This is a genomic window from Arthrobacter gengyunqii, assembly GCF_023022985.1.
Lineage (GTDB): Bacteria > Actinomycetota > Actinomycetes > Actinomycetales > Micrococcaceae > Arthrobacter_B > Arthrobacter_B gengyunqii.
The window spans coordinates 3,484,108-3,505,281 of the sequence record NZ_CP095461.1 but is presented as its reverse complement, the minus strand read 5'-3'; the positions used below and the strand labels follow the sequence as shown (position 1 = coordinate 3,505,281).

At 66.0% G+C, this 21,174-nt stretch carries 21 protein-coding genes; 15 read left to right on the top strand and 6 right to left on the bottom strand.

Features of this window, described 5'->3' with window-relative positions:
* Positions 1–150 precede the first annotated feature (150 nt).
* The 8 genes from uraD to MUG94_RS16260 all read left to right on the top strand — a co-directional run bounded on the left by uraD (position 151) and on the right by MUG94_RS16260 (position 7,853).
* Positions 151–639, top strand: coding sequence for a 2-oxo-4-hydroxy-4-carboxy-5-ureidoimidazoline decarboxylase (gene uraD / locus MUG94_RS16295; protein WP_269436904.1), 489 nt, complete (start codon positions 151–153; stop codon positions 637–639).
* The gene (uraH, locus tag MUG94_RS16290) at positions 636–977 is read left to right on the top strand and encodes a hydroxyisourate hydrolase (RefSeq protein ID WP_227890775.1); all 342 of its coding nucleotides are present in this window, start codon (positions 636–638) and stop codon (positions 975–977) included. The genes uraD and uraH overlap by 4 nt, the downstream gene beginning before the upstream one ends.
* A 3-nt stretch (positions 978–980) precedes the next feature.
* On the top strand, positions 981–1,916 hold the full coding sequence (gene pucL / locus MUG94_RS16285) for a factor-independent urate hydroxylase (RefSeq protein ID WP_227907164.1): 936 nt from the start codon (positions 981–983) through the stop codon (positions 1,914–1,916).
* The gene (locus tag MUG94_RS16280; protein ID WP_227907163.1) at positions 1,916–3,421 is read left to right on the top strand and encodes a nucleobase:cation symporter-2 family protein; all 1,506 of its coding nucleotides are present in this window, start codon (positions 1,916–1,918) and stop codon (positions 3,419–3,421) included. The genes pucL and MUG94_RS16280 overlap by 1 nt, the downstream gene beginning before the upstream one ends.
* Before the next feature lie 4 nt (positions 3,422–3,425).
* Positions 3,426–4,733 (top strand): DUF6986 family protein, encoded by a 1,308-nt coding sequence (locus tag MUG94_RS16275; protein ID WP_227907162.1) that lies wholly within the window; start codon positions 3,426–3,428, stop codon positions 4,731–4,733.
* Positions 4,734–5,588 carry a bifunctional allantoicase/(S)-ureidoglycine aminohydrolase gene (locus MUG94_RS16270; protein WP_227907161.1) on the top strand — a complete coding sequence of 285 codons (855 nt, stop codon included), beginning with the start codon at positions 4,734–4,736 and terminating at the stop codon, positions 5,586–5,588. It abuts the gene before it with no gap.
* On the top strand, positions 5,585–6,937 hold the full coding sequence (allB, locus tag MUG94_RS16265; RefSeq protein ID WP_227907160.1) for an allantoinase AllB: 1,353 nt from the start codon (positions 5,585–5,587) through the stop codon (positions 6,935–6,937). Before MUG94_RS16270 ends, allB begins: the two co-directional genes overlap by 4 nt.
* 70 nt (positions 6,938–7,007) lie before the next feature.
* The gene (locus tag MUG94_RS16260; RefSeq protein WP_227890770.1) at positions 7,008–7,853 is read left to right on the top strand and encodes an HpcH/HpaI aldolase/citrate lyase family protein; all 846 of its coding nucleotides are present in this window, start codon (positions 7,008–7,010) and stop codon (positions 7,851–7,853) included.
* Here MUG94_RS16260 and MUG94_RS16255 read toward each other — a convergent pair.
* From MUG94_RS16255 to MUG94_RS16245, 3 genes are read right to left on the bottom strand one after another with little or no spacing between them, the layout of a single operon-like run.
* Positions 7,832–8,434, bottom strand: a complete 603-nt coding sequence (locus MUG94_RS16255) for a dienelactone hydrolase family protein (RefSeq protein ID WP_227907159.1) — start codon at positions 8,432–8,434, stop codon at positions 7,832–7,834. The genes MUG94_RS16260 and MUG94_RS16255 overlap by 22 nt on opposite strands.
* An 8-nt stretch (positions 8,435–8,442) precedes the next feature.
* A complete protein-coding gene (gene rraA / locus MUG94_RS16250; RefSeq protein WP_227890758.1) occupies positions 8,443–8,910 on the bottom strand; it encodes a ribonuclease E activity regulator RraA in 468 nt (155 codons plus the stop codon).
* Positions 8,911–8,929: 19 nt separating this feature from the next.
* Positions 8,930–9,502 carry a TetR/AcrR family transcriptional regulator gene (locus MUG94_RS16245; RefSeq protein ID WP_227890757.1) on the bottom strand — a complete coding sequence of 191 codons (573 nt, stop codon included), beginning with the start codon at positions 9,500–9,502 and terminating at the stop codon, positions 8,930–8,932.
* 128 nt (positions 9,503–9,630) lie between these two features.
* Between MUG94_RS16245 and MUG94_RS16240 the strand changes: the two genes are divergently transcribed.
* The gene (locus MUG94_RS16240) at positions 9,631–11,154 is read left to right on the top strand and encodes an MFS transporter (RefSeq protein ID WP_227907158.1); all 1,524 of its coding nucleotides are present in this window, start codon (positions 9,631–9,633) and stop codon (positions 11,152–11,154) included.
* A gap of 42 nt (positions 11,155–11,196) precedes the next feature.
* On the opposite strand, the gene MUG94_RS16235 is transcribed toward MUG94_RS16240, so the two are convergent.
* Complete coding sequence (locus tag MUG94_RS16235; protein ID WP_227907157.1) at positions 11,197–11,643, bottom strand: universal stress protein; 447 nt, start codon at positions 11,641–11,643, stop codon at positions 11,197–11,199.
* A 113-nt stretch (positions 11,644–11,756) separates the two neighbouring features.
* Between MUG94_RS16235 and MUG94_RS16230 the strand changes: the two genes are divergently transcribed.
* Together MUG94_RS16230 and MUG94_RS16225 are read left to right on the top strand one after the other, a co-directional pair.
* The gene (locus MUG94_RS16230; RefSeq protein WP_227907156.1) at positions 11,757–12,962 is read left to right on the top strand and encodes a multidrug effflux MFS transporter; all 1,206 of its coding nucleotides are present in this window, start codon (positions 11,757–11,759) and stop codon (positions 12,960–12,962) included.
* Positions 12,963–13,238: 276 nt separating this feature from the next.
* Positions 13,239–14,147, top strand: coding sequence for an SDR family oxidoreductase (locus MUG94_RS16225; RefSeq protein WP_227907155.1), 909 nt, complete (start codon positions 13,239–13,241; stop codon positions 14,145–14,147).
* A 95-nt stretch (positions 14,148–14,242) separates the two neighbouring features.
* Here the strand turns inward: MUG94_RS16225 and MUG94_RS16220 are convergent, their stop codons facing one another.
* On the bottom strand, positions 14,243–15,247 hold the full coding sequence (locus tag MUG94_RS16220; RefSeq protein ID WP_227907154.1) for a YrzE family protein: 1,005 nt from the start codon (positions 15,245–15,247) through the stop codon (positions 14,243–14,245).
* Between the two features lie 254 nt (positions 15,248–15,501).
* Here MUG94_RS16220 and MUG94_RS16215 point away from each other — a divergent pair, with 254 nt between their 5' ends.
* A complete protein-coding gene (locus MUG94_RS16215; protein ID WP_227890751.1) occupies positions 15,502–16,002 on the top strand; it encodes a DUF456 domain-containing protein in 501 nt (166 codons plus the stop codon).
* Between the two features lie 20 nt (positions 16,003–16,022).
* On the opposite strand, the gene MUG94_RS16210 is transcribed toward MUG94_RS16215, so the two are convergent.
* Positions 16,023–17,543 carry a S10 family peptidase gene (locus tag MUG94_RS16210; RefSeq protein WP_227907153.1) on the bottom strand — a complete coding sequence of 507 codons (1,521 nt, stop codon included), beginning with the start codon at positions 17,541–17,543 and terminating at the stop codon, positions 16,023–16,025.
* A gap of 180 nt (positions 17,544–17,723) precedes the next feature.
* Between MUG94_RS16210 and MUG94_RS16205 the strand changes: the two genes are divergently transcribed.
* The 3 genes from MUG94_RS16205 (at position 17,724) to MUG94_RS16195 (ending at position 21,028) form a co-directional block, all read left to right on the top strand.
* A complete protein-coding gene (locus MUG94_RS16205; RefSeq protein ID WP_227907152.1) occupies positions 17,724–18,884 on the top strand; it encodes an acyl-CoA dehydrogenase family protein in 1,161 nt (386 codons plus the stop codon).
* A 180-nt stretch (positions 18,885–19,064) separates the two neighbouring features.
* Complete coding sequence (locus MUG94_RS16200; RefSeq protein WP_227890748.1) at positions 19,065–19,946, top strand: manganese catalase; 882 nt, start codon at positions 19,065–19,067, stop codon at positions 19,944–19,946.
* A 92-nt stretch (positions 19,947–20,038) separates the two neighbouring features.
* Positions 20,039–21,028 carry a glycosyltransferase family 2 protein gene (locus MUG94_RS16195; RefSeq protein WP_227907151.1) on the top strand — a complete coding sequence of 330 codons (990 nt, stop codon included), beginning with the start codon at positions 20,039–20,041 and terminating at the stop codon, positions 21,026–21,028.
* Positions 21,029–21,174 lie beyond the last annotated feature (146 nt).

Sequence of the window (21,174 nt, the reverse complement as noted above, 5' to 3'; positions counted from 1 at the left end):
GCCGATGGTCAAGGGTGTTCAGCGCCGGCAATGGAACAGACCTACCGAAAGCTGACACCCGTGCGCCCAGCATCAGACCCAGCATCAGATCCGGCACCAAACCAGGAACCCATCCCAGGCTCCCCAAGCAGCTCTCCGGTCCCGGACTTCCTGGCAGCCTTCAACACGGCAGGCTACGCCGAGGCTGAAGAAATGCTCCGTCCCTGCCTGGACATTCCCCGCTGGTGCAATGAGATTGCCGCAGCACGGCCCTTCGCCACCCCCGGCGAACTGCTCAGCTTCGCTGAACTGGCGGCCCCGGACTTCACCGAAGCGGAGATCGACGCCGCCCTCGCCCGCCATCCGCGGATTGGCGAGCGCCCCGCGGGCTCGGACACCGAAGCCACGTTCTCCCGGAGTGAGCAGGGGTCGGTCACCGGGCTGGACGATGTCCAGGAGCAGCTGGCCGCAGGCAACCGCGCCTATGAAGAGAAGCACGGACGCGTCTTCCTGATCCGCGCAGCAGGCCGCAGCGCCGAGGAGATCCTCACCGTTCTGCAGGAGCGTCTGCAGCACACCCCGGTGGAGGAAGTTCCGCTCATCGCAGCCCAGCTGCGCGACATCGCCATCCTGCGCCTGGAAGGACTGCTCACCTCATGACCCGCAGCCACGTCACCACGCACATTCTGGACACCGGCGCCGGCAAGCCGGCCGCCGCCGTCGCCGTATCGCTCTGGGGCAGCCGGGACGGCAGCTGGACCCGAATCGGAGACGGAACCACCGACGACGACGGCCGGGTGGGCAATCTCGGTCCGGAACAGCTGGAGCCGGGAACCTACCGGATCGACTTCGCCACCGGAGAGTACTTTGCCGCCACCGGCACCGAAACCTTTTTCCCCAGCGTTTCCCTGACGTTCGCCCTGACCGATGCGGCCCAGCACTATCACGTACCGCTGCTGCTGAGCCCCTTCGCCTACTCCACCTACCGAGGAAGTTGAACCATGACTGAAACAACTCAGGCCCCCTCAGGGGAGACGGCCGACACCGCCCGGATTGTCCTCGGCAGCAACCAGTACGGCAAAGCCGAGGTTCGGCTGGTGAAAGTCACCCGCGACACCGTCCGGCACTCCCTCGAGGACCTCAGCATCACCTCCCAGCTGCACGGCGATTTCGAAGCCGCGCACACGGCGGGGGACAACTCCCATGTCGTGGCCACCGACACGCAGAAGAACACCATCTACGCCTTCGCCCGCGATGGCGTCGGCTCGCCCGAAAAGTTCCTGCTGCGGCTGGAGCAGCATTTCACAGGCGGATTCGACTGGGTTTCCGGGGGCCGCTGGGCCGCCGAACAGTACTTCTGGAACCGGATCAGCGACCATGACCACGCTTTTGCCAAGGACAAGTCCGAGATCCGCACTGCGGTGCTGGTTTCCGAGGCCGGCCGGCAGCATCTGGTCTCCGGCATCAGCGGCCTGACGGTGCTGAAGTCCACCGGCTCCGAGTTCTCCGGCTTCCCCCGGGACCGGTACACCACCCTCGCCGAAACCACGGACCGGATCCTTGCCACCGACGTCACCGCCAAGTGGCGCTACGCTCCGGACGCGGACCTGAGCGCGCTGGACTTCAATGCCCTCTACGCCTCCGCCCGCACCCTGCTGCTGGACGCCTTCGCCAACACGCACTCCCTGGCCCTGCAGCAGACCATGTTCGAAATGGGCAAGGCCGTCATCACCGCCCACCCGGAGATTGACGAAGTCCGGCTCTCACTGCCGAACAACCACCACTTCCTGGTGGACCTGGCACCGTTTGGCCTGGACAATCCCAACGAGGTCTTCTTCGCCGCGGACCGCCCGTACGGCCTGATCGAGGCCTCCGTGCTGCGCGAAGGCACGGTCTCCGAATCACCGGTCTGGAAGACCGTGGGCGGTTTCTGCTGATGAGCCGCAAACAGCGCTCCAATGCCGCCGGCACGGTCGGCACCGCAGCCCGTCCGGAAGACGCCCGGCTGCCGCTGGGCAGTACCTTCGCCTACGGCTTCCAGCACGTGCTCACTATGTACGGCGGGATCATCGCCCCGCCGCTGATTGTCGGCACCGCTGCCGGACTGGATCCCGCCGACGTCGGCATGCTAGTGGCCGCCTGCCTCTTCGTGGGCGGCCTGGCCACCCTGCTGCAGACCATCGGCGTCCCGTTCTTCGGCTCCCAGCTGCCCCTGGTCCAGGGCGTTTCCTTCGCCGGTGTGGCCACCATGACGGCCATTCTCGACGGCGGCGGCGGCCTGCAGTCCGTCTTCGGCGCGGTGATCGTGGCCTCCTTGGTGGGGCTGCTGATCACCCCGGTGTTTGCCAAGGTGATCCGCTTCTTCCCGCCGGTGGTCACCGGCGTCGTAATCACCACCATCGGCCTGACGCTGATGCCCGTGGCCGCCAACTGGGCCATGGGCGGCAGCAGCGCCGCCCCGGACTACGGCAGCGTCTCCAACATCGGCCTGGCCGGACTGACCCTGCTGCTGGTGCTGCTGCTGAGCAAGCTCGGCAGCTCGGCCGTTTCCCGGCTCTCCATCCTCATCGCCATTGTGCTGGGCACCGTCTTTGCCGTGGTGACCGGCAAAGCTGATTTTTCCGCCGTCGGCAGCGGCGCGATCTTCGCCGTCCCGGAACCCTTCGCCTTCGGCATGCCCACCTTTGAGGCCGCGGCGATCATCTCCATGGTGATCGTGATCCTGGTGACCCTGACCGAGACCACCGCGGACATCATTGCGGTGGGCGAGATCGTGGAAACCAAGGTGGACTCCAAGCGCATTGCCAACGGCCTGCGCGCGGACATGCTCTCCAGCGCTCTGTCCCCGGTCTTCAACTCGTTCACGCAAAGCGCCTTTGCCCAAAACGTGGGACTGGTGGCCATCACCGGCGTCAAGAGCCGCTTCGTGGTCAGCGCCGGCGGCCTGATCCTGGTGATCCTGGGCCTGCTGCCGGTCCTGGGCCGGGTGGTGGCGGCGGTTCCGACGCCGGTGCTCGGCGGTGCCGGGATTGTCCTGTTCGGCACGGTGGCCGCCAGCGGCATCCGCACCCTTGCCAAAGTGGATTACCGCAACAACATGAACTTCATCATTGTCGCCACGTCCATCGGGTTCGGCATGATTCCGATTGCCGCACCCACTTTTTACGACGAGTTCCCCACTTGGTTCGGCACCATCTTCCACTCCGGCATCAGCTCCGCCGCGGTGATGGCCATCCTGATGAACATCCTCTTCAACCACATCCGAACCGGAAACCCGCAGGACCCCTCCGCGTGGGCCGAAGGATCCAACCGGATCGTGCGCCTCGAGGACACGGCGGCTCTGAAGGACGGCGACCACATGCTGGATGGGAAACTGCTCGACGCCGACGGCCGGGAAGTGCCGCTGGCCGTCACCGGCACCGCCGAAACCGACCCTCACTAGGACCATGACTGTGAACTCCTCTCCTGAACCCGCCCCCGTTCTCGGCGCCGCGCACCTGCAAAGGCTCGACGCCGTCCTGGCGGACACCGACCGGCTGCTCGCTGACGCCTATCCCGGTGACGCCGGCACCCGCCAGCCCGTGCACACCGTCTACATCCCCGCGGACCGCTGCGTGCCCGCCCTGCCCGCAGAGTGGGGCGAGCAGGCGCTGGCCGCCGCAACTGCGCAGGGGTCCCTGACGGATCTGGCCGGGCAGGTGGGCCTGGACGCCAAACTGGCCGCCGCCGTCGTGCCCCTGGTCGAGGCGAAGCTCCGCGATGAACCGATCGAGGACCTGCGCCTGGACTTCGAAGACGGCTACGGTGTCCGCTCCGACACGGAGGAGGACGGGCATGCCGTGCAGGCCGCCGCCGCCGTGGCCGATGCGGTGGCTGCCGGGACGGCGCCGCCGTTCGTCGGCATCCGGTTCAAATCCTTCGAAGCGGCCACCCGTGCCCGCGGTGTCCGCACCCTGGACCTGTTCCTCGCCGGACTGCTCGCGGCGGGGGAGTTGCCGGACGGACTGGTCCTGACCCTGCCCAAGGTCTCCACCGTGGAACAGGTGGAGGCCATGGTTTACACCTGCCAGCGGCTCGAAGAGACGCACGGTCTGGAGCCCGGGCGGCTGCGGTTCGAGGTGCAGGTGGAAACCCCGCAGCTGATCCTGGCCGCCAACGGCACCGTGCCTGCCGCCCAGCTGATCCACCGTGGGCAGGGCCGCGTCTTGGCCCTGCACTACGGCACCTATGACTACAGTGATTCGGTGCAGATTGCAGCGGAATACCAGTCCATGGAGCACCCGGCCGCGGATTACGCCAAGGCCGTGATGCAGGTGGCCGCCGCCGGCACGGGAGTCCGGCTTTCGGACGGCTCCACGAACATCCTGCCGCTGGGCACGCCCGAAGAAATCCGCTCCGCCTGGCAGCTGCACGCCCGGCTGGTGCGCCGCTCCCTGGCCCGCGGCTTCTACCAGGGCTGGGACCTGCACCCGGCGCAGCTTCCCACCCGTTTCCTGGCCACCTACGCCTTCTACCGGGAGGGGTTCGACGCCGCTGCCCGCCGGCTGGACACTTACGTCCGGAAGCAGGAAGGCACGGTCCTGGATGAACCGGCCACCGCCCGCGCGCTGGCCCGGTTTGTACACCGCGGCCTGCTCTGCGGCGCCCTGACCGAAACGGAAATTGAACAGGGCACCGGGCTGACCGGCGTCGAACTCGCCGCCCTGGCCCATCCCAAAGCTGCCGCATCGCCCACCAAAGAGAAGGTCCGCTAGATGACTGCCCAGCCCAACACCCCACACCGGGGCACCCCGCGCTACTACGCAGCCGCTGGCGGCCTGCCCGCCCAGACCGAGCTGCTCACCGGTCGGGCCGTGGTGACCGAGGCCTACACGGTGATTCCGCGCGGCGTGCTGCGCGACATTGTCACCAGCGTGCTGCCCGAATGGACCGATACCCGCACCTGGATCCTGAACCGGCCGGTGGCCGGCGGCGCCACCACTTTCGCCCAGTACCTGGTGGAGGTTGCCCCGGGCGGCGGCTCCAACTCACCGGAACCGCAGCCCACCGTGGAATCCTTCGTCTTTATCCTCGAGGGCACGCTGGCCGTCCGCCTGCGGGGTGAGGACCACGTCCTGGCTCCCGGTGGTTTCGCCTACCTGCCGCCCGACGCACAGTGGAGTGCCTTCAACGAATCCGGTGAACCGGTCAAGTTTCAGTGGATCCGCAAGGCCTATCAGCCGCTGGCGGGCCACACCCCGCAGCCGGTGTTCGGCAACGAGACAGAGATTGAGCCCACACCCATGCCGGGCACGGACAACAAGTGGCGCACCACCCGGATGATCCCGGTGGATGACGTCGCCTATGACATGCACGTCAACGTGGTGACGTTTGAACCCGGCGCCGTCATTCCGTTCGCGGAAACCCATGTCATGGAACACGGGCTGTACGTGCTGGAGGGCAAGGCCGTGTACCGGCTGAACCAGGACTGGGTGGAGGTGGAAGAGGGCGACTACATGTCCCTGCGCGCCTTCTGCCCGCAGGCCTGTTACGCCGGCGGACCTGCCAACTTCCGCTACCTCCTCTATAAGGACGTCAACCGCCAGATCGTGCTCGGCGGCCAGCCGTGACCGCTGGGTTGCCGGATGCATCGGCGCCTGAACCTTTTGACCTGGTGATCCGCGGGCACGCCGTGCTGACCCCCGGGGGAACCATCCCGGCCGAAGTGGGAGTGAAGAACGGGGTGATTGCCGCCGTCGTGCCCTTAGGTGCCGGGCTGGAAGGGGGGCGGCTCATTGAACTGGCCGCGGACGAAACCCTGCTGCCCGGCCTGGTGGACACGCACGTGCACATCAACGAGCCCGGACGCACGGAGTGGGAGGGCTTTGCTTCCGCCACCCGCGCCGCGGCCGCCGGCGGGGTCACCACGCTGATCGACATGCCGCTGAACAGCATTCCGTCCACCGTGAGCGTCGAGGCTCTGGACACCAAGCGGGCCTGCGCCGGTCCGCAGGTTGTGGTGGACGTGGGCTTCTGGGGCGGTGCCGTTCCGGGAAACCTTGCCGATCTGCGGCCGCTGCACGAGGCCGGGGTCTTCGGCTTCAAGTGTTTCCTGGTCCACTCGGGCGTCGATGAGTTTCCGCACCTGGAACCGGCGGAAATGGAGGAAGCGCTCGCCGAGCTGAAGTCCTTTGACGGTCTGCTGATTGTGCACGCCGAGGATCCGGCAGCCATCCGGGACACACCGCCGGGCAGCGGTTATGCGGGGTTTTTGGCCTCCCGCCCGCCGGCGGCGGAGAACACCGCCATATCCGGTGTCATTGACGCGGCGGCACGCACCGGCGCGCGCGCCCATATCCTGCACCTGTCCTCCGCCGAAGCGCTGCCGCGGATCCGGGCGGCAAAGGTCGACGGCGTCCGGATCACAGCCGAAACCTGCCCGCATTACCTCACCTTGGCGGCAGAGGAGATTCCCGACGGCGCCACCGCGTTCAAGTGCTGCCCGCCCATCCGCGGGGATGCCAACCGGGAACAGCTCTGGGCCGGTCTCGCCGACGGAACCATCGACTGCATTGTCTCGGATCATTCGCCCAGCACGCTGGATCTGAAGGATCTCGAGAACGGAGACTTCAGCGTGGCCTGGGGCGGGGTGTCCTCCCTGCAGTTGGGCCTGTCGCTGATCTGGACCGAGGCCCGCACCCGCGGCATCGAGCTGGAACGGGTGTTGCACTGGATGTCCGCGGCGCCGGCGGCTCTGGCCGGTCTGGACCGCAAGGGCGGCATTGTTGAGGGCAAGGACGCCGATTTTGCGGTGTTCGCGGCGGAGGACACCTTCACCGTGGACCCGGCCGCGCTGCAGCACCGCAATCCGATCACCCCCTACGCCGGCAAGCAGCTCACCGGCGTGGTGCGCCGCACCGTGCTGGCGGGTGCCGACGTCGACCCTGCTGTTCCGGCCGGTCGCCTGCTGCGCCGGTAGACAGTGATGGCCGCCACAAATGCGGGCGTCGCATTTAAGGAACGGCCAGCCCGGAAAGTAGGGTCTAGGTATGGCTCCTTTCCGTAACAGCCGCGCCGCGTCGCTGCCTGCAAAACTGTCCCGTTCCTGGCTTCTGGCATCTGCTGCCGATGAAGCCAATTTTGGGCCGGCGCTTGCGTCGGAAGCGGACTCCGTCGTCTTTGACATGGAGGACGCTGTTCCTGCGCCCGGCAAGGCTGAGGCCCGGGATCGCGTGGTCGAAGCCCTGTCCACCGGTATGACCGCCTGGGTGCGAGTCAACGGCATCGAGACCGACTACTGGGCCGATGACCTGGCGGCGCTGTCCAAGGCTCCGGGCCTGCGCGGCGTCATGCTGGCCATGACCGAGAAGCCGGAGCAGGTCACCCACACGGCCATGCGCCTGCAGGCCGGCACCCCCGTGCTGGCTTTGGTGGAGTCCGCGCTGGGCATTGAAAACGCGACGGCGATCGCCTCGGCACCCGGCACCTTCCGGCTGGCCTTCGGCGTGGGGGACTTCCGCCGCGACACGGGTGCCTCCGACGATCCCATGGCGCTGGCCTACGCCCGGTCCAAGCTTGTGGTGGCGTCCCGCGTGGGGCAGCTTCCCGGTCCGATCGACGGCCCCACCGTCGGCGCCCTGGGCGAGAAACTCCTCGACGCCTGCAAGGTCACACAGTCCATGGGCATGACGGGCAAGCTGTGCCTCCTGCCCGACGCCGCGGACACCATCAACCACGGGCTCTCTCCCAGCGAATCCGAGGTCCAGTGGGCCCATGAGCTGCTGGAGGCACACGCCGCGGGCGCCGTCGTGGGTGACGGGTCCTACCTGCCGCGCCTGGCGCGTGCCCAGAAGATCTCTTCGCTGGCCGATTCCTACGGGCTCTGGAACGCGTAGCCTTCATCCACCCGGTCCAGCAGCTGCAACACCATGCGGGTGAGGGCAAAGGCATGGTCCGGGTCATAATCCGGCAGGCTGATGTCCGCGAAAAGGTGTGAGGTGCCCGGGTATAGATAAAGCTCGGCGTCCGGGGTGGACGCGGCCAGGTTCTCTGCGGCGTCCAGATCGCCGGAGTCGACAAACTCCTCATCGGCATCCATCCCGTGGATCTGCACCGGCACACCGGCCGGCCAGGCGTCGTCGAAGGCGCCAAGCGGCACGCAGCCGCTGATCAGCACCGCGCCACGGGCACCGGGGCGGGTCTGCGCCAGCCGCTGGGCCGGGATCACGCCGAGGGAGAAGCCGATGTAGACCATTTCCTCCGGGAACCGGTTCGCAATACTGACGCCCAGCTCCTCGATGGTGTCCATGCCGATCTTCTGGGCGTAGGCAACTCCGTCCTCCAGTTCGCTGAAGGTGCGCCCGTCATAAAGATCGGGCACGGTGACGGTGTGGCCGGCTTCGCGCAGGACGTCCGCGAACGCATCCATGCCGGGAGTCAGGCCCTGGGCGTGATGGAAAAGCAGGACATTGGCCATCCCGGCTCCTAACGTTCTACGAGGATTCCGTCCTCGTCGGCGTACAGCGTAGCCCCGGGACGGAAGGTGACACCGCCGAACTCTACGGGCACGTCCACCTCACCAACAGAGTCCTTGGCGCTCTTGCGCGGGTTGGAGCCCAGCGCCTTCACGCCCAGCGGCAGCTTGGCGACGGCGGAGCGGTCCCTGATGGGGCCGTTGATAATCACGCCTGCCCAGCCGTTGGCAACGGCCGCCTCCGCAATCATGTCGCCCATGAGTGCGCTGTTGAGGGAACCGGCGCCGTCCACCACCAGCACCGCACCGTTGCCGGGAGAGTTGAGGACGGACTTCACCAGGCCGTTGTCTTCCCGGCAGCGGATGGTCCGGACGGGACCCGTGAAGGAGAGGTGCCCGCCGAGGTCCTGGAACTGCAGGGAAACGGAAGCCAATGACTCACCGTGCTGGTCATACAGATCTGCTGTGCTGATTTCCATGCGTCCACTGTGGCACGAGTTATTGGTTTTGCGGAACGTTGGCCGCATGCGACTTCAGGACGTCCACGACCTCCAGCAGGTCAGCCACCGATTGGGCGGCGGAAGAGTCTTTGTCCCGCGGCCATCCTCCCGGCAGTCCCTCGTTGTAATAGAGGCCGTCGCCCAGCAGGACAATGGCGCGGGCAATGGCCGGATTGCCAACTTCTTCGAGGACGAGGTCCATCCAGCTGCGGTGGATCCGTTCCAGCACCGCTGATGCTTCCGGATCGGAGGCCTGGGCAAGGCGGACGACGCCGATGAGGGCGCGGTCGAGGGCGCTGCCCACGTAGACGGACTCCCGGACCAGGTACCGTGACGGTCCTTCCGGGTCGGCGCCCATGCGCTCGATGTCGGCAGCCGCAAGTTCCTCGAGGCGGCCGATGAGGGCCGAAGCCAGCGCTTCCTTGTTCTTGAAGTGATAGAGGAGCCCGCCTTTCGACACCCCGGCCAGAGCAATGACGGCATCCATGGTGGCGCCGCGCGGGCCTTCGTTGATCAGCAGCTCCTCATAGGCGTCGAGGATGCGGTCCCGAGCGGGACGAGTGTTGGACATGCTTTTACGCTACGCCATCGGGACGGGAAACAGCCGCAATTTGGGTACTGTACAGTCTAGACGGTACAGTAGCTTGCTGGGCTTCTCTCTGCCCAAAAACCCCCAAGACTTTTTAGAAGGAGGACGCCGTGACGGCCGTTCAGGAAAGGCCCGCTGATACGCGTGCAGGCAAGCGCGAATGGTGGGGACTTGCTGTCCTGATGCTGCCCGTTCTGCTGATCTCCATCGACAACAACGTGCTCAGCTTCGCCATCCCGTCGCTGTCCCGGGCGTTGGCACCCAGCGGCACGCAATTGCTCTGGATCGTGGACATCTACGCCCTGGTGCTGGCAGGACTGCTGGTACCCATGGGCAGTCTCGGAGACCGGATCGGACGCCGGCGGGTGCTGATGATCGGCAGCGTGGGCTTCGGCGTTATGTCGCTGGTTGCCGCGTTTGCCCCCTCGGCCTCCATGCTGATCCTGGCCCGCGCCCTCATGGGTGTTTTCGGTGCCATGCTGATGCCCGCCACGCTGTCCCTGATCCGAAATATTTTCACGGTTCCATCCCAGCGTCGCGTTGCAGTGGCGATCTGGGCGGCGGGCTTCTCCGGCGGTGCCGCCTTGGGCCCGATCGTGGGCGGCGTGCTGCTGGAGAACTTCTGGTGGGGCTCGGTGTTCCTGCTGTCCATTCCGGTGCTGCTGCCGCTGCTGGTCTTCGGCCCCCGGCTCCTGCCTGAATCCAAGGATCCGAGCCCGGGCGCCGTGGACGTGCCCGGCGTCCTGCTGGTGATGGGTGCCATGCTGTCCATCACCTACGGCATCAAGTCCTTTGCGTCCGACGGCGCGGCCCACGGCCTGCCGTTCATCCTCCTCGGTCTGGTGCTGGGCACGCTGTTTGTGCGCCGGCAGCTGAGCCGTGAAAAGCCGATGCTGGACGTCCGCCTGTTCCGCAACCCGGTGTTCACCGGCTCCATCAGCGCCAACCTGCTCAGTCTCTTCGCCATGGTGGGCTTCATCTTCTTCCTCTCCCAGCATTTGCAGCTGGTCGTGGGGCAGTCACCCATCGAAGCCGGCCTGACCATGCTGCCCGGCCTGGTGCTGACCGTCATCACTGGCCTGGCCGTAGTGCCGCTGGTTAAGCATCTGCGCCCGGCCTACGTGGTGGTCGGCGGGCTGTTGTTCAATGCTGCCGGCTATGCCGTGGTGTTTTTCGCCGGAGAAACGGTCACCGTGCTGCAGCTCGTGGTGGCCTTCCTCTTCCTGGGCGTGGGCGTGGGGGCAGCGGAGACCATTTCCAATGACCTGATCCTTGCCAGTGTTCCGCCGTCCCGTGCCGGATCCGCCTCGGCCATCTCCGAGACGGCGTATGAGATCGGCTCCGTCCTGGGCACTGCGGTGCTGGGCAGCATCCTCACCGCCGCCTACCGCAACGGCGTGCAGGTTCCCTCCGGGCTGAGCCCGGAACAGGCCGAATCGGCGGGCGAAACCCTCGGCGGTGCCGTGGATGCAGTGCAGGCGCTGCCGCCGGAGCAGGGCTCGGCCCTGCTGCACTCGGCGCAGGCGGCGTTCGACTCAGGCGTCAGCATCACGTCCCTGATCGGCGTCGTGATCATGCTGGCGGCGGCCGCCGGTGCCGGAGTGCTGCTGCGCAAGGCCCCGGCCGGACACTAAGGGCCGCCGCGGAAGCCGTTCCGGACTTCGCTGCTTTCCCGACTAGGCCGATTCGCCGCGGTGCACGATCAGCACCGGACAGTGCGCATGAGCCGCCAGCGTTGAGCTGACGGATCCGAGCAGCAGGCCGGCGAAGCCGCCGCGCCCGCGGTTGCCCACCACCAGCATTTCCGCCCCGCGGCTGGCTTCGATAAGCAGCTCCACCGGCAGGCCCACCAGGGGAGTCTGCTTGAGATCCGGCGGGATGTCCTCGCCGAAGGCTTCGCCCACCGCCTCCTTGAGCGTCCGCTCGGCCTGGGTCTGCGGAGACCAAACGTCCGAGGGAACAGGCGGGGCAAGGGAGATGCTGTACTCCCAGACCGTCACCACCTCCAAAGAACAGCCCAGGACAGCAGCCAGACGCCGGGCTTTCCAGAGCGCTTCAATGGAGAGCCGGGAGCCGTCCACCCCCACAACAATGCGCTTGCGGTCCTGTTCGCCGTTGCTCATCATGCATTCCGTCCTTCTTGCTGGTGGTTTTCTGGGGCGTGCCGACTGATGTTTTGCTGCCATCCTCCCCCTGAATGGAGCTGCGGGGGAGGGTCCCCCGTACCATCAGGCCTATGTTTAGTCCTTTTCGCCGGAAGCCGGTCACGGCCATGACCACCGGCCTGCTGCTGGTTCTGGCACTGCTCTCGGCCACCGGCCCCTTCGCCACGGATCTCTACCTGCCCTCCTTCCCGGCCATGACCGATGAGCTCAAGGCATCCGCCACCGCAGTGCAGCTGACCCTCACCGCGTTCCTTCTCGGCATGGGGACCGGCCAGCTGGTGTTCGGCCCGCTCTCGGACCGGTACGGCCGCTTCCGCCCTCTGCTCCTGGGATCAGCAGGCTTTGTTGTGGCGTCGGCGGCGTGCGCCCTGGCACCCAATCTGGCCGTGCTCGTGGCGGCCCGGCTGGTGCAGGGACTTTGTGCTTCGGCCGGGGTCGTCATTGCACGCGCCATGGTGGCTGACCTGACCACGGGTGCGACGTCGGCGCGAACCTTTAGCCTGCTCATGACCATCGGCGGGGTGGCTCCGGTGGTGGCGCCGACCGTGGGCGGTCTGCTCGCGGAGCATCTGGGCTGGCGGGGCGTTCTGTGGGTGCTGGCCGGGCTGGCCCTGCTCATGTTCGTGTGCGTGGCTGGGGTGCTTGCCGAGTCCCAGCCCCGGAGCCACCGCAGCAGCGGTCCGGTGCTGGCCGGGCTGAAAGGGGTGGTGGCCAGCCGGAAGTTCCTGGGATACGCGGTCCTGTTTGCCAGCACCTTCGGCGTGCTCATGGCCTACATCTCGGCTTCGCCCTTTGTGTATCAAAACCTCATGGGGATCACGGCGTCGGCCTACGGGCTTGCCTTCGGACTCAACGCCATGGGACTGGTGGGTGCCGGCTTTATCTCCGCCCGGCTGGCCCGCCGGATACCGCCGCGGAAAACCGTCACTGTGGCCGTGAGCGTGCTGCTCACCATGTCCGTTGCCGTGCTGGTGCTGTCCGTTTCGGCGGCACCTCCGCAGCTGCTGGCGGTGCCCATTTTCTTCGCGGCCAGCTCGGTGGGCTTCATCATGGGTAACACCACGTCCCTGGCTCTCGCAGAAGTGGGGCTCGCAGCGGGAAGCGGATCCGCGGTGCTGGGCGCCGGCCAGTTCTTTGCCGGTGCGCTGGTCTCGCCGCTGACGGGGCTTGCGGGCAAGGAATCCGCGGTGCCGCTGGCGATCATCATGACGCTGTCCGCACTGCTGGCCGTGGCTGCCCTGGTGGCCACCCGCACGCGCTCCGCCCCCGGTCGGTAGACTCGACGGACTATGCGAACCATGAACAAGTACCGAACGCTCATTGTCTGGCTCCTCATTATTGCGCTGGTAGGCAGCCTCAGCGTCGGTTTCCTCGGCATGCTTTTCTGACCGCCCCGCGCCACCGTCCCACGTGCGCGGCGGCCTCAAACTTGAGCCCCGCAGGCTCATGGGTCTAGGGTAGTAAGCATACTTACGCTTCATGTTGGGGCGGTGAAAGTCCGCCCGCAACAGGCGTACCGCATGCAGAATGACCTACCGAAAGTGGGAAACTCTATGACCAACGGCAACACGAACGACCAGTACACCTTCCAGAACCCCGTCGACCGCTTCCCGACCATCACGCCGCCGAAGCAGGACCAGCCAGAGCCCGGCCTGGACGCGACCCTGGAACCCAAAACGGACCGCGGCGAGGATTCCTACCGCGGCACCGGCCGGTTGGAAGGCCGTAAGGCCCTGATCACCGGCGCCGACTCCGGTATTGGTGCTGCCGTTGCCATTGCGTACGCACGTGAAGGCGCCGACGTCGCACTGGCCTACCTGCCCGAAGAAGAGGAAGACGCCCGGGAAATTGTGCGCCTCGTTGAGGATGCCGGCCGCAAGGCCGTGGCCCTTCCCGGCGATGTGCGCGACGCGGCTTACTGCAAGCAGCTGGTGGCGGATGCCGTGGAGGCCCTCGGCGGCCTGGACATCCTGGTCAACAACGCAGGCAAGCAGGTTGCCGTGGAAAATCTTGAAGAACTCTCCGACGAGCAGCTGGATGACACGTTCAAGACCAACATCTACGCGTTCTTCCGCATCACCAAGGCTGCTCTGCCGCACCTGCCGGCCGGATCGAGCATCATCAACACCACCTCCATTCAGGCCTACAGCCCCTCGCCGTTCCTGCTGGATTACGCCAGCACCAAGGCGGCCATCAATAACTTCACCAAGGGATTGTCGATGCAGCTGGCACCCAAGGGAATCCGCGTCAACGCCGTGGCTCCGGGTCCGTTCTGGACGCCGCTGCAGGTGTCCGACGGCCAGCCCAAGGAAGCCCTGCCGGAGTTCGGCAAGGACACCGCGCTTGGCCGCGCCGGACAGCCCACCGAGCTTGCCCCGGCCTACGTCTTCCTGGCGTCGCCGGAATCGAGCTATGTCATCGGTGAAACCCTGAACGTCAACGGCGGCATGCCCACCCCGTAGCGGGCAGGCGCATCGCGTAAATACCTAAAGAGAACCGGCCCGCACCTTCGAGGTGCGGGCCGGTTCTTTCGTCTGCTCCGGAAAGTCAGAACAGATCAGGCGCGGACGTCCGTGTCGCTGTAGTCGGCGCGGTCAATCCGGCGGTGATAGCGCATGCCGGCCAGGCCGCCGAGCAGTGCACCGATCAGCGTTGCCGCCAGGGTTGCCGCCACACCGATCCAGGCTGCCGCGGTGGCGCCGTCAAGGTCCTCGGGCAGCGGCGCCACCGTGTTGAGCTGGGTGATGCTGCGGATATCGTCACCGAAGATGAGTCCCAGTACCACCACAATGACTCCGGCGATCAGTGCCCACAGCCAAACGGCCAGACCCTGCTTGAGGCCGTTGAAGCGTGCCATCCGTCCTGCCACGTACCCGCCGGCGAAGTAGGCCAGCAGCAGGACCAGCAGCAGGATGATCGTGCCGATGATGCCGGCACTCTGGTTGGCCATCGCCTGGTCCAGGGACTGGCCCAGGTCATTGTCGGTGTTGAAGTCGACGGCGGCGCCAATGGCCGCAGCCAGTGCGGACAGGAGCACCACCATTCCGGTGGCGGTCAGCCAGCCAAAGAAGGCTGCTCCGAACTTCATGCCGCCAAAGCGTTCCTTTTCCATTGCCAGCAGCGCCTCGCGGTTGGCCTTGCCGGGCAGTCCAACCCCGGCGTCAGCGGTGCGGGCGGTGCCCGTGTTGCCGGCGTCGTTGCCTGTGTGCCTTCTGTTGTCCTCGGGGCGATAGTCGGAGTCGTCGTCATAATCCGCGTTGGGATCCTTGGTGTGGCTCAGCGGCATCGCCCGGGTGCGCCCGCCGTCGTCGGTGCTGTTGGCGGAAGTGTCCGCCGAGGTTCCTGTTGCAGAGGTCCCGGCGGCGGTCGCCCCGGTTGCCCCGGTTGCCGGCGATGTGGGTGCGTCGGATCCGTTGCCTGTGGGCAGGACCTGGGTTTCGTCGGCCGAAGCCATCCGGTCCGACCGGTCGCGGAGGCGTCCGCCGTCCGGACCCGTGGAATTTCCGAAGTCGCCGGAGCCGTCGGCTCCGGCCCGGCCGTTGTTGCCTGGTTCGGTGCTCATAAGTGTCTCCTGTTGCCATCGAGTAATCGGACTGTCGGAGCCAGTTTATAAGCATCCTTACTATTTTCTCCACCTGCCGGCGAGCTGCCTTGGCTGATTAAACTCCGGTCAGGGAAAAATCGACCGGTTTGGGAAATTCCTGCCACTGCGGACCGGACGGATTTTCCCAAACCGGAGCAGAATCCCATACCGGAGGGAAACACGCAGCGGGAGGTGTGCAATCGGGGCAGGACGGCCAATGAAACACTGGGGGAATGGACCCCGATATCGTCATTACCGTCATTGCTGCGCTAGCCATTGCCGTGGGTCTGACCGGAATCGTCATTCCGGTCCTGCCGGGCAGCATCCTTATCATTGCCGCGCTCCTGGGCTGGGCGCTGGGAATGCAAAGTGCCGCCGCCTGGTGGGCCTTCGGGGTGGGTGCGGTGCTGGCGCTGGCAGGGTTGCTTTCCAGTGCGGTGCTGACCGGGAGACGCTTGAAGCAGCGTCAGGTCCCCAACACCTCGGTGCTGGCCGGAGTGGTGGTGGGCGTTGTAGGGATGTTCCTCATCCCCGTGGTGGGGCTCATCGTGGGCTTTGTGGTGGGGCTGCTGCTCAGCGAGTTTCTTCGCCGCCGAAGCCTCGCCGCGGCATGGTCGGCCAGCTATGCCGCGCTGAAAGCGATGGGCCTGGGCATCCTGGTGGAGCTGGGGCTGGCCTTTGCTGCGGGAACCGTGTTCGTGGGCGGGATCTGGTGGCATTTCGCCAGCCGCTGACCAGCTAACCCGCCGTCGAGCTAGCCCGCGCTGACAAACTCCGCCAGGGCGGCGAGCTGGTCGGTCCGGCACTCCGGCTTCAGATACATCATGTGTCCGGCCTCGTGATAATGGTGCGTGAACCGGGCCCGCGCCGCGTCATTCAGCCGCATGTGCGCCCAGACGTATTCGGCCGCGAAGTGAGGCGTGGCGCCGTCGTGGTAGCCGTAGTCCACGTGCACGCGCAGGTGGGCGTTGTGGGCCAGAAGCCGTTCGAGCGTGCCGGTGACGTCCACGGGAACCCCCTCGAAGCTCTTGTAGCTCCACGGCTGGACCCGGCCGGTGAGGATTTCATACGGCAGGTCATTTTCGTAGCCCAGCTCGGCCCGGACATAGTGGTTGACGGCCGCCGAATACGGTCCGTTGATGGCGCTCAGGCTGGGATCATCCCAGTTGATGGAATCCTGCTGGTTCGCAGGAGGTGCCGTGAACCGGCCGTCGATCCGCCCCACCACCAGATTCTCGTCCCGCAGCAGCTCGGCGGAGAACTGGGCGTAGTCCCAGCGCAGGTTGGTGCGCCGGATAAAACCCTCGTCCAGGGTGGTGATTTCGGCCAGCCGGCGGACGACGTCGTCGAACTCTTCCGCGCTCAGCCGGGAACCCCGGGTGAGGGCGTAGCCGAATTCGCGTCCGGCGAAGTCCTCGGCTTCGCGCACCACGTCAGTCAGCTGCCGGTTCCCGTGCCGCCCGTGGAAGTGGGCGATGGCCGCGTAGGTGGGCAGGTGAAGCGCGTACGGGGTGTCGCGGCCCGGCGCAAAGTCCAATGTGGCCATGTTCAGGACGGTGGAAATCAGGCCGAGTCCGTTGACCGCCATGCCGTAGGCGTCGAAGAGCCGGCCGGCGACGGCGACAGCGCGGAGGGTGCCGTAGGACTCGCCCACCAGATACTTCGGACTCAGCCAGCGGTTGTTGCGGGTGGTCCAAAGCCGGATCACCTCCGCCACCAGGTCCCGGTCCTCTTCGAAGCCGTGGAACTCTCCGGCCTCGTTGCCGTCCACCACCCGGGAAAACCCGGTGTTGACCGGATCGATCATCACGAGGTCTGCGTGCTGCAGGATCGTTTCCGGGTTGTCCACCAAGCCAAACGGGGGAGGGGTCAGTGCGCCAACATCCCCGGAGTCCACCATCCGCGGTCCCAGCAGGCCCATGTGCAGCCACACCGACGATGAACCGGGGCCGCCGTTGAATGCGAACACCACCGGCCGGCGGTTGGCCGGCGGGACAGATGCCTGTGAGTCGGCGGCCTGGGAATCGGTGCCCGCTGACTCGGCCGTGCCGGCAGGATCAGCGGTGTAGGCGACCAGGAAAATCTCCGCCTTGGGCCGGAAGCCGTCCGTCTTCCCGTCCTTGGTTTCCTCCCGCCGCAGCACCATGCGTCCGGCGGTGGTGGTGTAGCGAAGTCCGGAGGGCAGGGTGTGGCTGCGCTCCACGAAGTCGTCGGTGGCTTCGTCTTTCGGGGAGGGTTGGTTTTCGGCATCCCGGGGCTGATCATCATGAGGCATCCGGGTAGTCTAGCGACTCCTTCCGGCGGACCGGCCGCGGCAGGCCGGAGTCCTTCATGCTGCACGCTGTGACGGGGTGTCCCCGCCGCAGCGGCTAGGCTTTGCCAGGTGAGCGCATATCCAGTGCGGGAGTACCCGTGACCGACGCCCCGGCCGCCGCCCCTACCGAAAGTGAAGACCATGACGGACAGCACCGATCTTCTGGACATTGATTCCCTCCTGAGCACCGAGGAACTGGCCCTCCGCGACCGCGTGCGCACTTTCGTGGACACCGAGATCAAGCCTCACATTGCCCGCTGGTACGACACCGCTTACTTTCCGCTTGAAATCGTTCCGCAGATGGCCGGGCTGGGGCTGCTCGGCATGCATCTGGAGGGGTACGGCTGCCCCGGACGGAGCGCCGTCGAATACGGCTTGGCGGCCCTGGAACTCGAAGCAGGGGACTCGGGGCTGCGAACCTTTGTTTCCGTCCAGGGGTCCCTGGCCATGAGCGCAATCCACAAGCACGGTTCCGAGGAGCAGAAAAACGAGTGGCTGCCCCGGATGGCCGCCGGAACCGCCATCGGCTGCTTTGGGCTGACGGAACCTACCGCCGGATCCGATCCGGGCAACATGCTCACCTACGCCCGCCGGGACGGGGATGACTGGGTCATCAACGGGTCCAAGCGGTGGATCGGGCTGGCATCAGTGGCACAGGTGGCAGTGATCTGGACAATGACCGACGACGGCGTCCGCGGCTTCGTGGTGCCCACTGACACCCCCGGCTTCAAGGCCACGCCCATTGTGCAGAAACTCTCGATGCGTGCGTCCATCCAGTGCGACGTCGAACTCACCGATGTGCGGCTGCCCGGCAGCGCCGTGCTGCCCAAGGCCAAGGGCCTGCGCGGGCCGTTCGAGTGTCTCAACGAAGCGCGCTACGGGATTATTTGGGGAGCCATGGGCGCAGCCCGGGACAGTTACGAGGCGGCGCTGGGCTATGCCCGGGAGCGTCTGCAGTTTGACAAGCCGCTGGCCGGCTATCAGCTCACCCAGGAGAAGCTGGTGAACATGGCGCTGGAAATTAACAAGGGAACGCTTCTGGCCCTGCAGATCGGCCGGTTGAAGGACGCCGGCCGGCTGCAAAAGCATCAGATTTCGGCCGGCAAGCTCAACAATTGCCGGGAAGCGATCGCCATCTGCAGGGAGGCGCGCACCATCCTGGGCGGCAACGGCATCACTCTGGATTATTCACCCCTGCGGCACGCGAACAACCTGGAATCAGTGCGCACGTACGAAGGCACAGACGAGGTCCATCTGCTGATCCTGGGCCAGCACATTACCGGGATTCCCGCGTTCCGCTGAGGTGATGGCTTCCTCTGCATCGGGACACCACGTCATCACCGCCGGGTGCGGGATTGATAAGTAGGCTGATTACTCTTCCATTGGAACGTGTCCCCGGGCTAGTTTGGGCAAACGCGCACCGGCTCGCCGGCCCCTACGACGGCGCGGAAGCGGGTGCTCCAACCCCTCCCGGAGGTATCTATGTTTTTCCACAAGCAGGAACTCCAGTTCAAGTCCACGCCGGATCAGCCGGATGCCGTCTACGCCCGCAAGCTTCAGGAAGTGCTCGGCGGCCAGTACGGCGAAATCACGGTTGCACTGCAGTATGAATTCCAAGCCTGGAACACGCACATTCCCGGCAAATACCGTGACCTGCTCTTCGGAATTGGCGCCGAGGAAATGGGTCACGTGGAGATGCTGGCCGTCATGATTGCTCAGTTGCTGGAGAAGGCGCCGCTGGGAATCACGGAAGACGCCGTCCAGAATGACCCAACAGTGGCGGCTGTGGTTGGAGGCATGGATGTGCAGCATGCCATCGTGGCCGGCGCCGGTGCGCGTCCGGTGGATTCCAACGGCAATCCCTGGCAGGGCAGCTACATCACTGCCAGCGGTAACCTGTTGGCCGACTTCACCGCCAACGCCAACGCCGAAATGCAGGGCAGGCTCGCTGTTGCCCGGCTTTACCATATGACCGATGACCACGGCGTGCGGGACCTGCTCTCCTTCCTGCTGGCCCGTGACACCATGCATCAGAACCAGTGGACCACTGCCGCCCTGGAGCTCCAGGCAAGCGGAATGGAGCAGCTGCCCGTTCCCAGCAACTTCCCGTTGAAAAAGGAGCACCGCGAGGTTTCCTACCAGTACCTGAACTTCTCCGATGGCAAGGCTGCCTCCGAGGGCAGCTGGGCGTCCGGCCCCACTCCGGACGGACACGGCGAATTCACCTACCACGATGGACCCACGACGACGGCGCCCATGCCGCCGCCCACCCGGGTGGATGCCCGCTACTACGGCACCACCGATCTTCCCAATATCGTCGAGAAGACTGCGGGGGCGGTGCAGGACAAACTGAACAAGGAATAGCGGAAACGCCCGGGGCCCGGGACTGCCGCAGGTTCAGCGGCAGTCCCGGGCGCCGGCGCAATAATGACCGGCTCAACAAGGGGGTGATTCGGGTGTTGGCCGGGCCCGGATTGGCAGAGGCGGCATACATCCTGCCGCTTAAATGGAACGACGGCGGAGACCTTTCCTCGCTCTGCAAGTATCTGGAAGAGCTGAGTCAGTGGATCTGTGTACTGGTGGTTGACGGTTCCCCGGACGCGCAATTCGCGCTGCATGCGCAGGTTTTTCCAGCAGCCGTGCGGCAATGCCACCCTCATCCGCTGGGCTGCGCGAACGGAAAAGTCGAGGGTGTGCTGACCGGCGTACAGCTGAGCGGGTCTGAATACCTCGTGATTGCCGACGACGATGTGCGGTACACCCGGGAATCCCTGAAGCGTGTCGTCTCGCTGCTCGCAGATGCCGATGTTGTCCGGCCCCAGAATTATTTCGAGGACTTAAGGCCCTGGCACGCACGGTGGGACACTGCCCGAACGTTGATCAACCGGGCCTTTGGGTCCGACTATCCCGGGACGCTGGCCGTCCGCAGATCAACACTCCAGGCCGCCGGCGGTTACAGCGGCGATGTCCTCTTCGAGAACCTCGAGCTCCTCCGCACCATCCGGGCCGCAGGCGGCCGTGAGATCCGCGCCGATGACCTCTTTGTCGCCCGGATCTGTTGTTCAGCCCGTCATTTCCGGGGCCAGCGGGTGCGGCAGGCCTATGACGACTTTGCCCAGCCGGGACGCCTGGCCGTTGAGGCCGCACTGCTGCCGCTGCTGCTGACGCTCCTGCGGAAGCCGGTGCGTCTGGTGCTGTTTGCGGGCGCCACCATTATTACGGCCGAGATGGGCCGGCGCCGCGCGGACGGAGGACGGGTGTTCGCGGCGGATGCTGCCCTGTGGGCTCCGCTGTGGGTGGGTGAGCGTGCCGTCAGCATCTGGCTGGCGCTGGGGTGGAGGCTGCGGGGCGGAGTGCCCTACGCCGGGAAGCGGCTCTTCACTGCCGGGCATTCCCTGCGGCAGCTCCGCAGGACGGTCCGGCGCGGAACGCCGCGGCATTTCTGACCCGAGCCGGGCCTCAAACCAGCCCTTAAACCAGCCCTCAAGCCGGGCCTCAACCGGGCCGTGAATCTAACTCAAACCAGACTCCGGACAGGTCTGTGCTTTGGGTCACATTTCCGGTATCTTATCCGCAGGCACACTACCGAACG

What these genes read in the sequence shown, in the direction of transcription:
- uraH (WP_227890775.1), top strand. Translation starts at nt 636, where the DNA reads ATGACCCGCAGCCACGTCACCACGCACATTCTGGACACCGGCGCCGGC.
- pucL (WP_227907164.1), top strand. Translation starts at nt 981, where the DNA reads ATGACTGAAACAACTCAGGCCCCCTCAGGGGAGACGGCCGACACCGCC.
- MUG94_RS16280 (WP_227907163.1), top strand. Translation starts at nt 1,916, where the DNA reads ATGAGCCGCAAACAGCGCTCCAATGCCGCCGGCACGGTCGGCACCGCA.
- MUG94_RS16275 (WP_227907162.1), top strand. Translation starts at nt 3,426, where the DNA reads ATGACTGTGAACTCCTCTCCTGAACCCGCCCCCGTTCTCGGCGCCGCG.
- MUG94_RS16270 (WP_227907161.1), top strand. Translation starts at nt 4,734, where the DNA reads ATGACTGCCCAGCCCAACACCCCACACCGGGGCACCCCGCGCTACTAC.
- MUG94_RS16260 (WP_227890770.1), top strand. Translation starts at nt 7,008, where the DNA reads ATGGCTCCTTTCCGTAACAGCCGCGCCGCGTCGCTGCCTGCAAAACTG.
- MUG94_RS16255 (WP_227907159.1), bottom strand. Translation starts at nt 8,434, where the DNA reads ATGGCCAATGTCCTGCTTTTCCATCACGCCCAGGGCCTGACTCCCGGC.
- rraA (WP_227890758.1), bottom strand. Translation starts at nt 8,910, where the DNA reads ATGGAAATCAGCACAGCAGATCTGTATGACCAGCACGGTGAGTCATTG.
- MUG94_RS16245 (WP_227890757.1), bottom strand. Translation starts at nt 9,502, where the DNA reads ATGTCCAACACTCGTCCCGCTCGGGACCGCATCCTCGACGCCTATGAG.
- MUG94_RS16235 (WP_227907157.1), bottom strand. Translation starts at nt 11,643, where the DNA reads ATGAGCAACGGCGAACAGGACCGCAAGCGCATTGTTGTGGGGGTGGAC.
- MUG94_RS16230 (WP_227907156.1), top strand. Translation starts at nt 11,757, where the DNA reads ATGTTTAGTCCTTTTCGCCGGAAGCCGGTCACGGCCATGACCACCGGC.
- MUG94_RS16225 (WP_227907155.1), top strand. Translation starts at nt 13,239, where the DNA reads ATGACCAACGGCAACACGAACGACCAGTACACCTTCCAGAACCCCGTC.
- MUG94_RS16220 (WP_227907154.1), bottom strand. Translation starts at nt 15,247, where the DNA reads ATGAGCACCGAACCAGGCAACAACGGCCGGGCCGGAGCCGACGGCTCC.
- MUG94_RS16215 (WP_227890751.1), top strand. Translation starts at nt 15,502, where the DNA reads ATGGACCCCGATATCGTCATTACCGTCATTGCTGCGCTAGCCATTGCC.
- MUG94_RS16210 (WP_227907153.1), bottom strand. Translation starts at nt 17,543, where the DNA reads ATGCCTCATGATGATCAGCCCCGGGATGCCGAAAACCAACCCTCCCCG.
- MUG94_RS16205 (WP_227907152.1), top strand. Translation starts at nt 17,724, where the DNA reads ATGACGGACAGCACCGATCTTCTGGACATTGATTCCCTCCTGAGCACC.
- MUG94_RS16200 (WP_227890748.1), top strand. Translation starts at nt 19,065, where the DNA reads ATGTTTTTCCACAAGCAGGAACTCCAGTTCAAGTCCACGCCGGATCAG.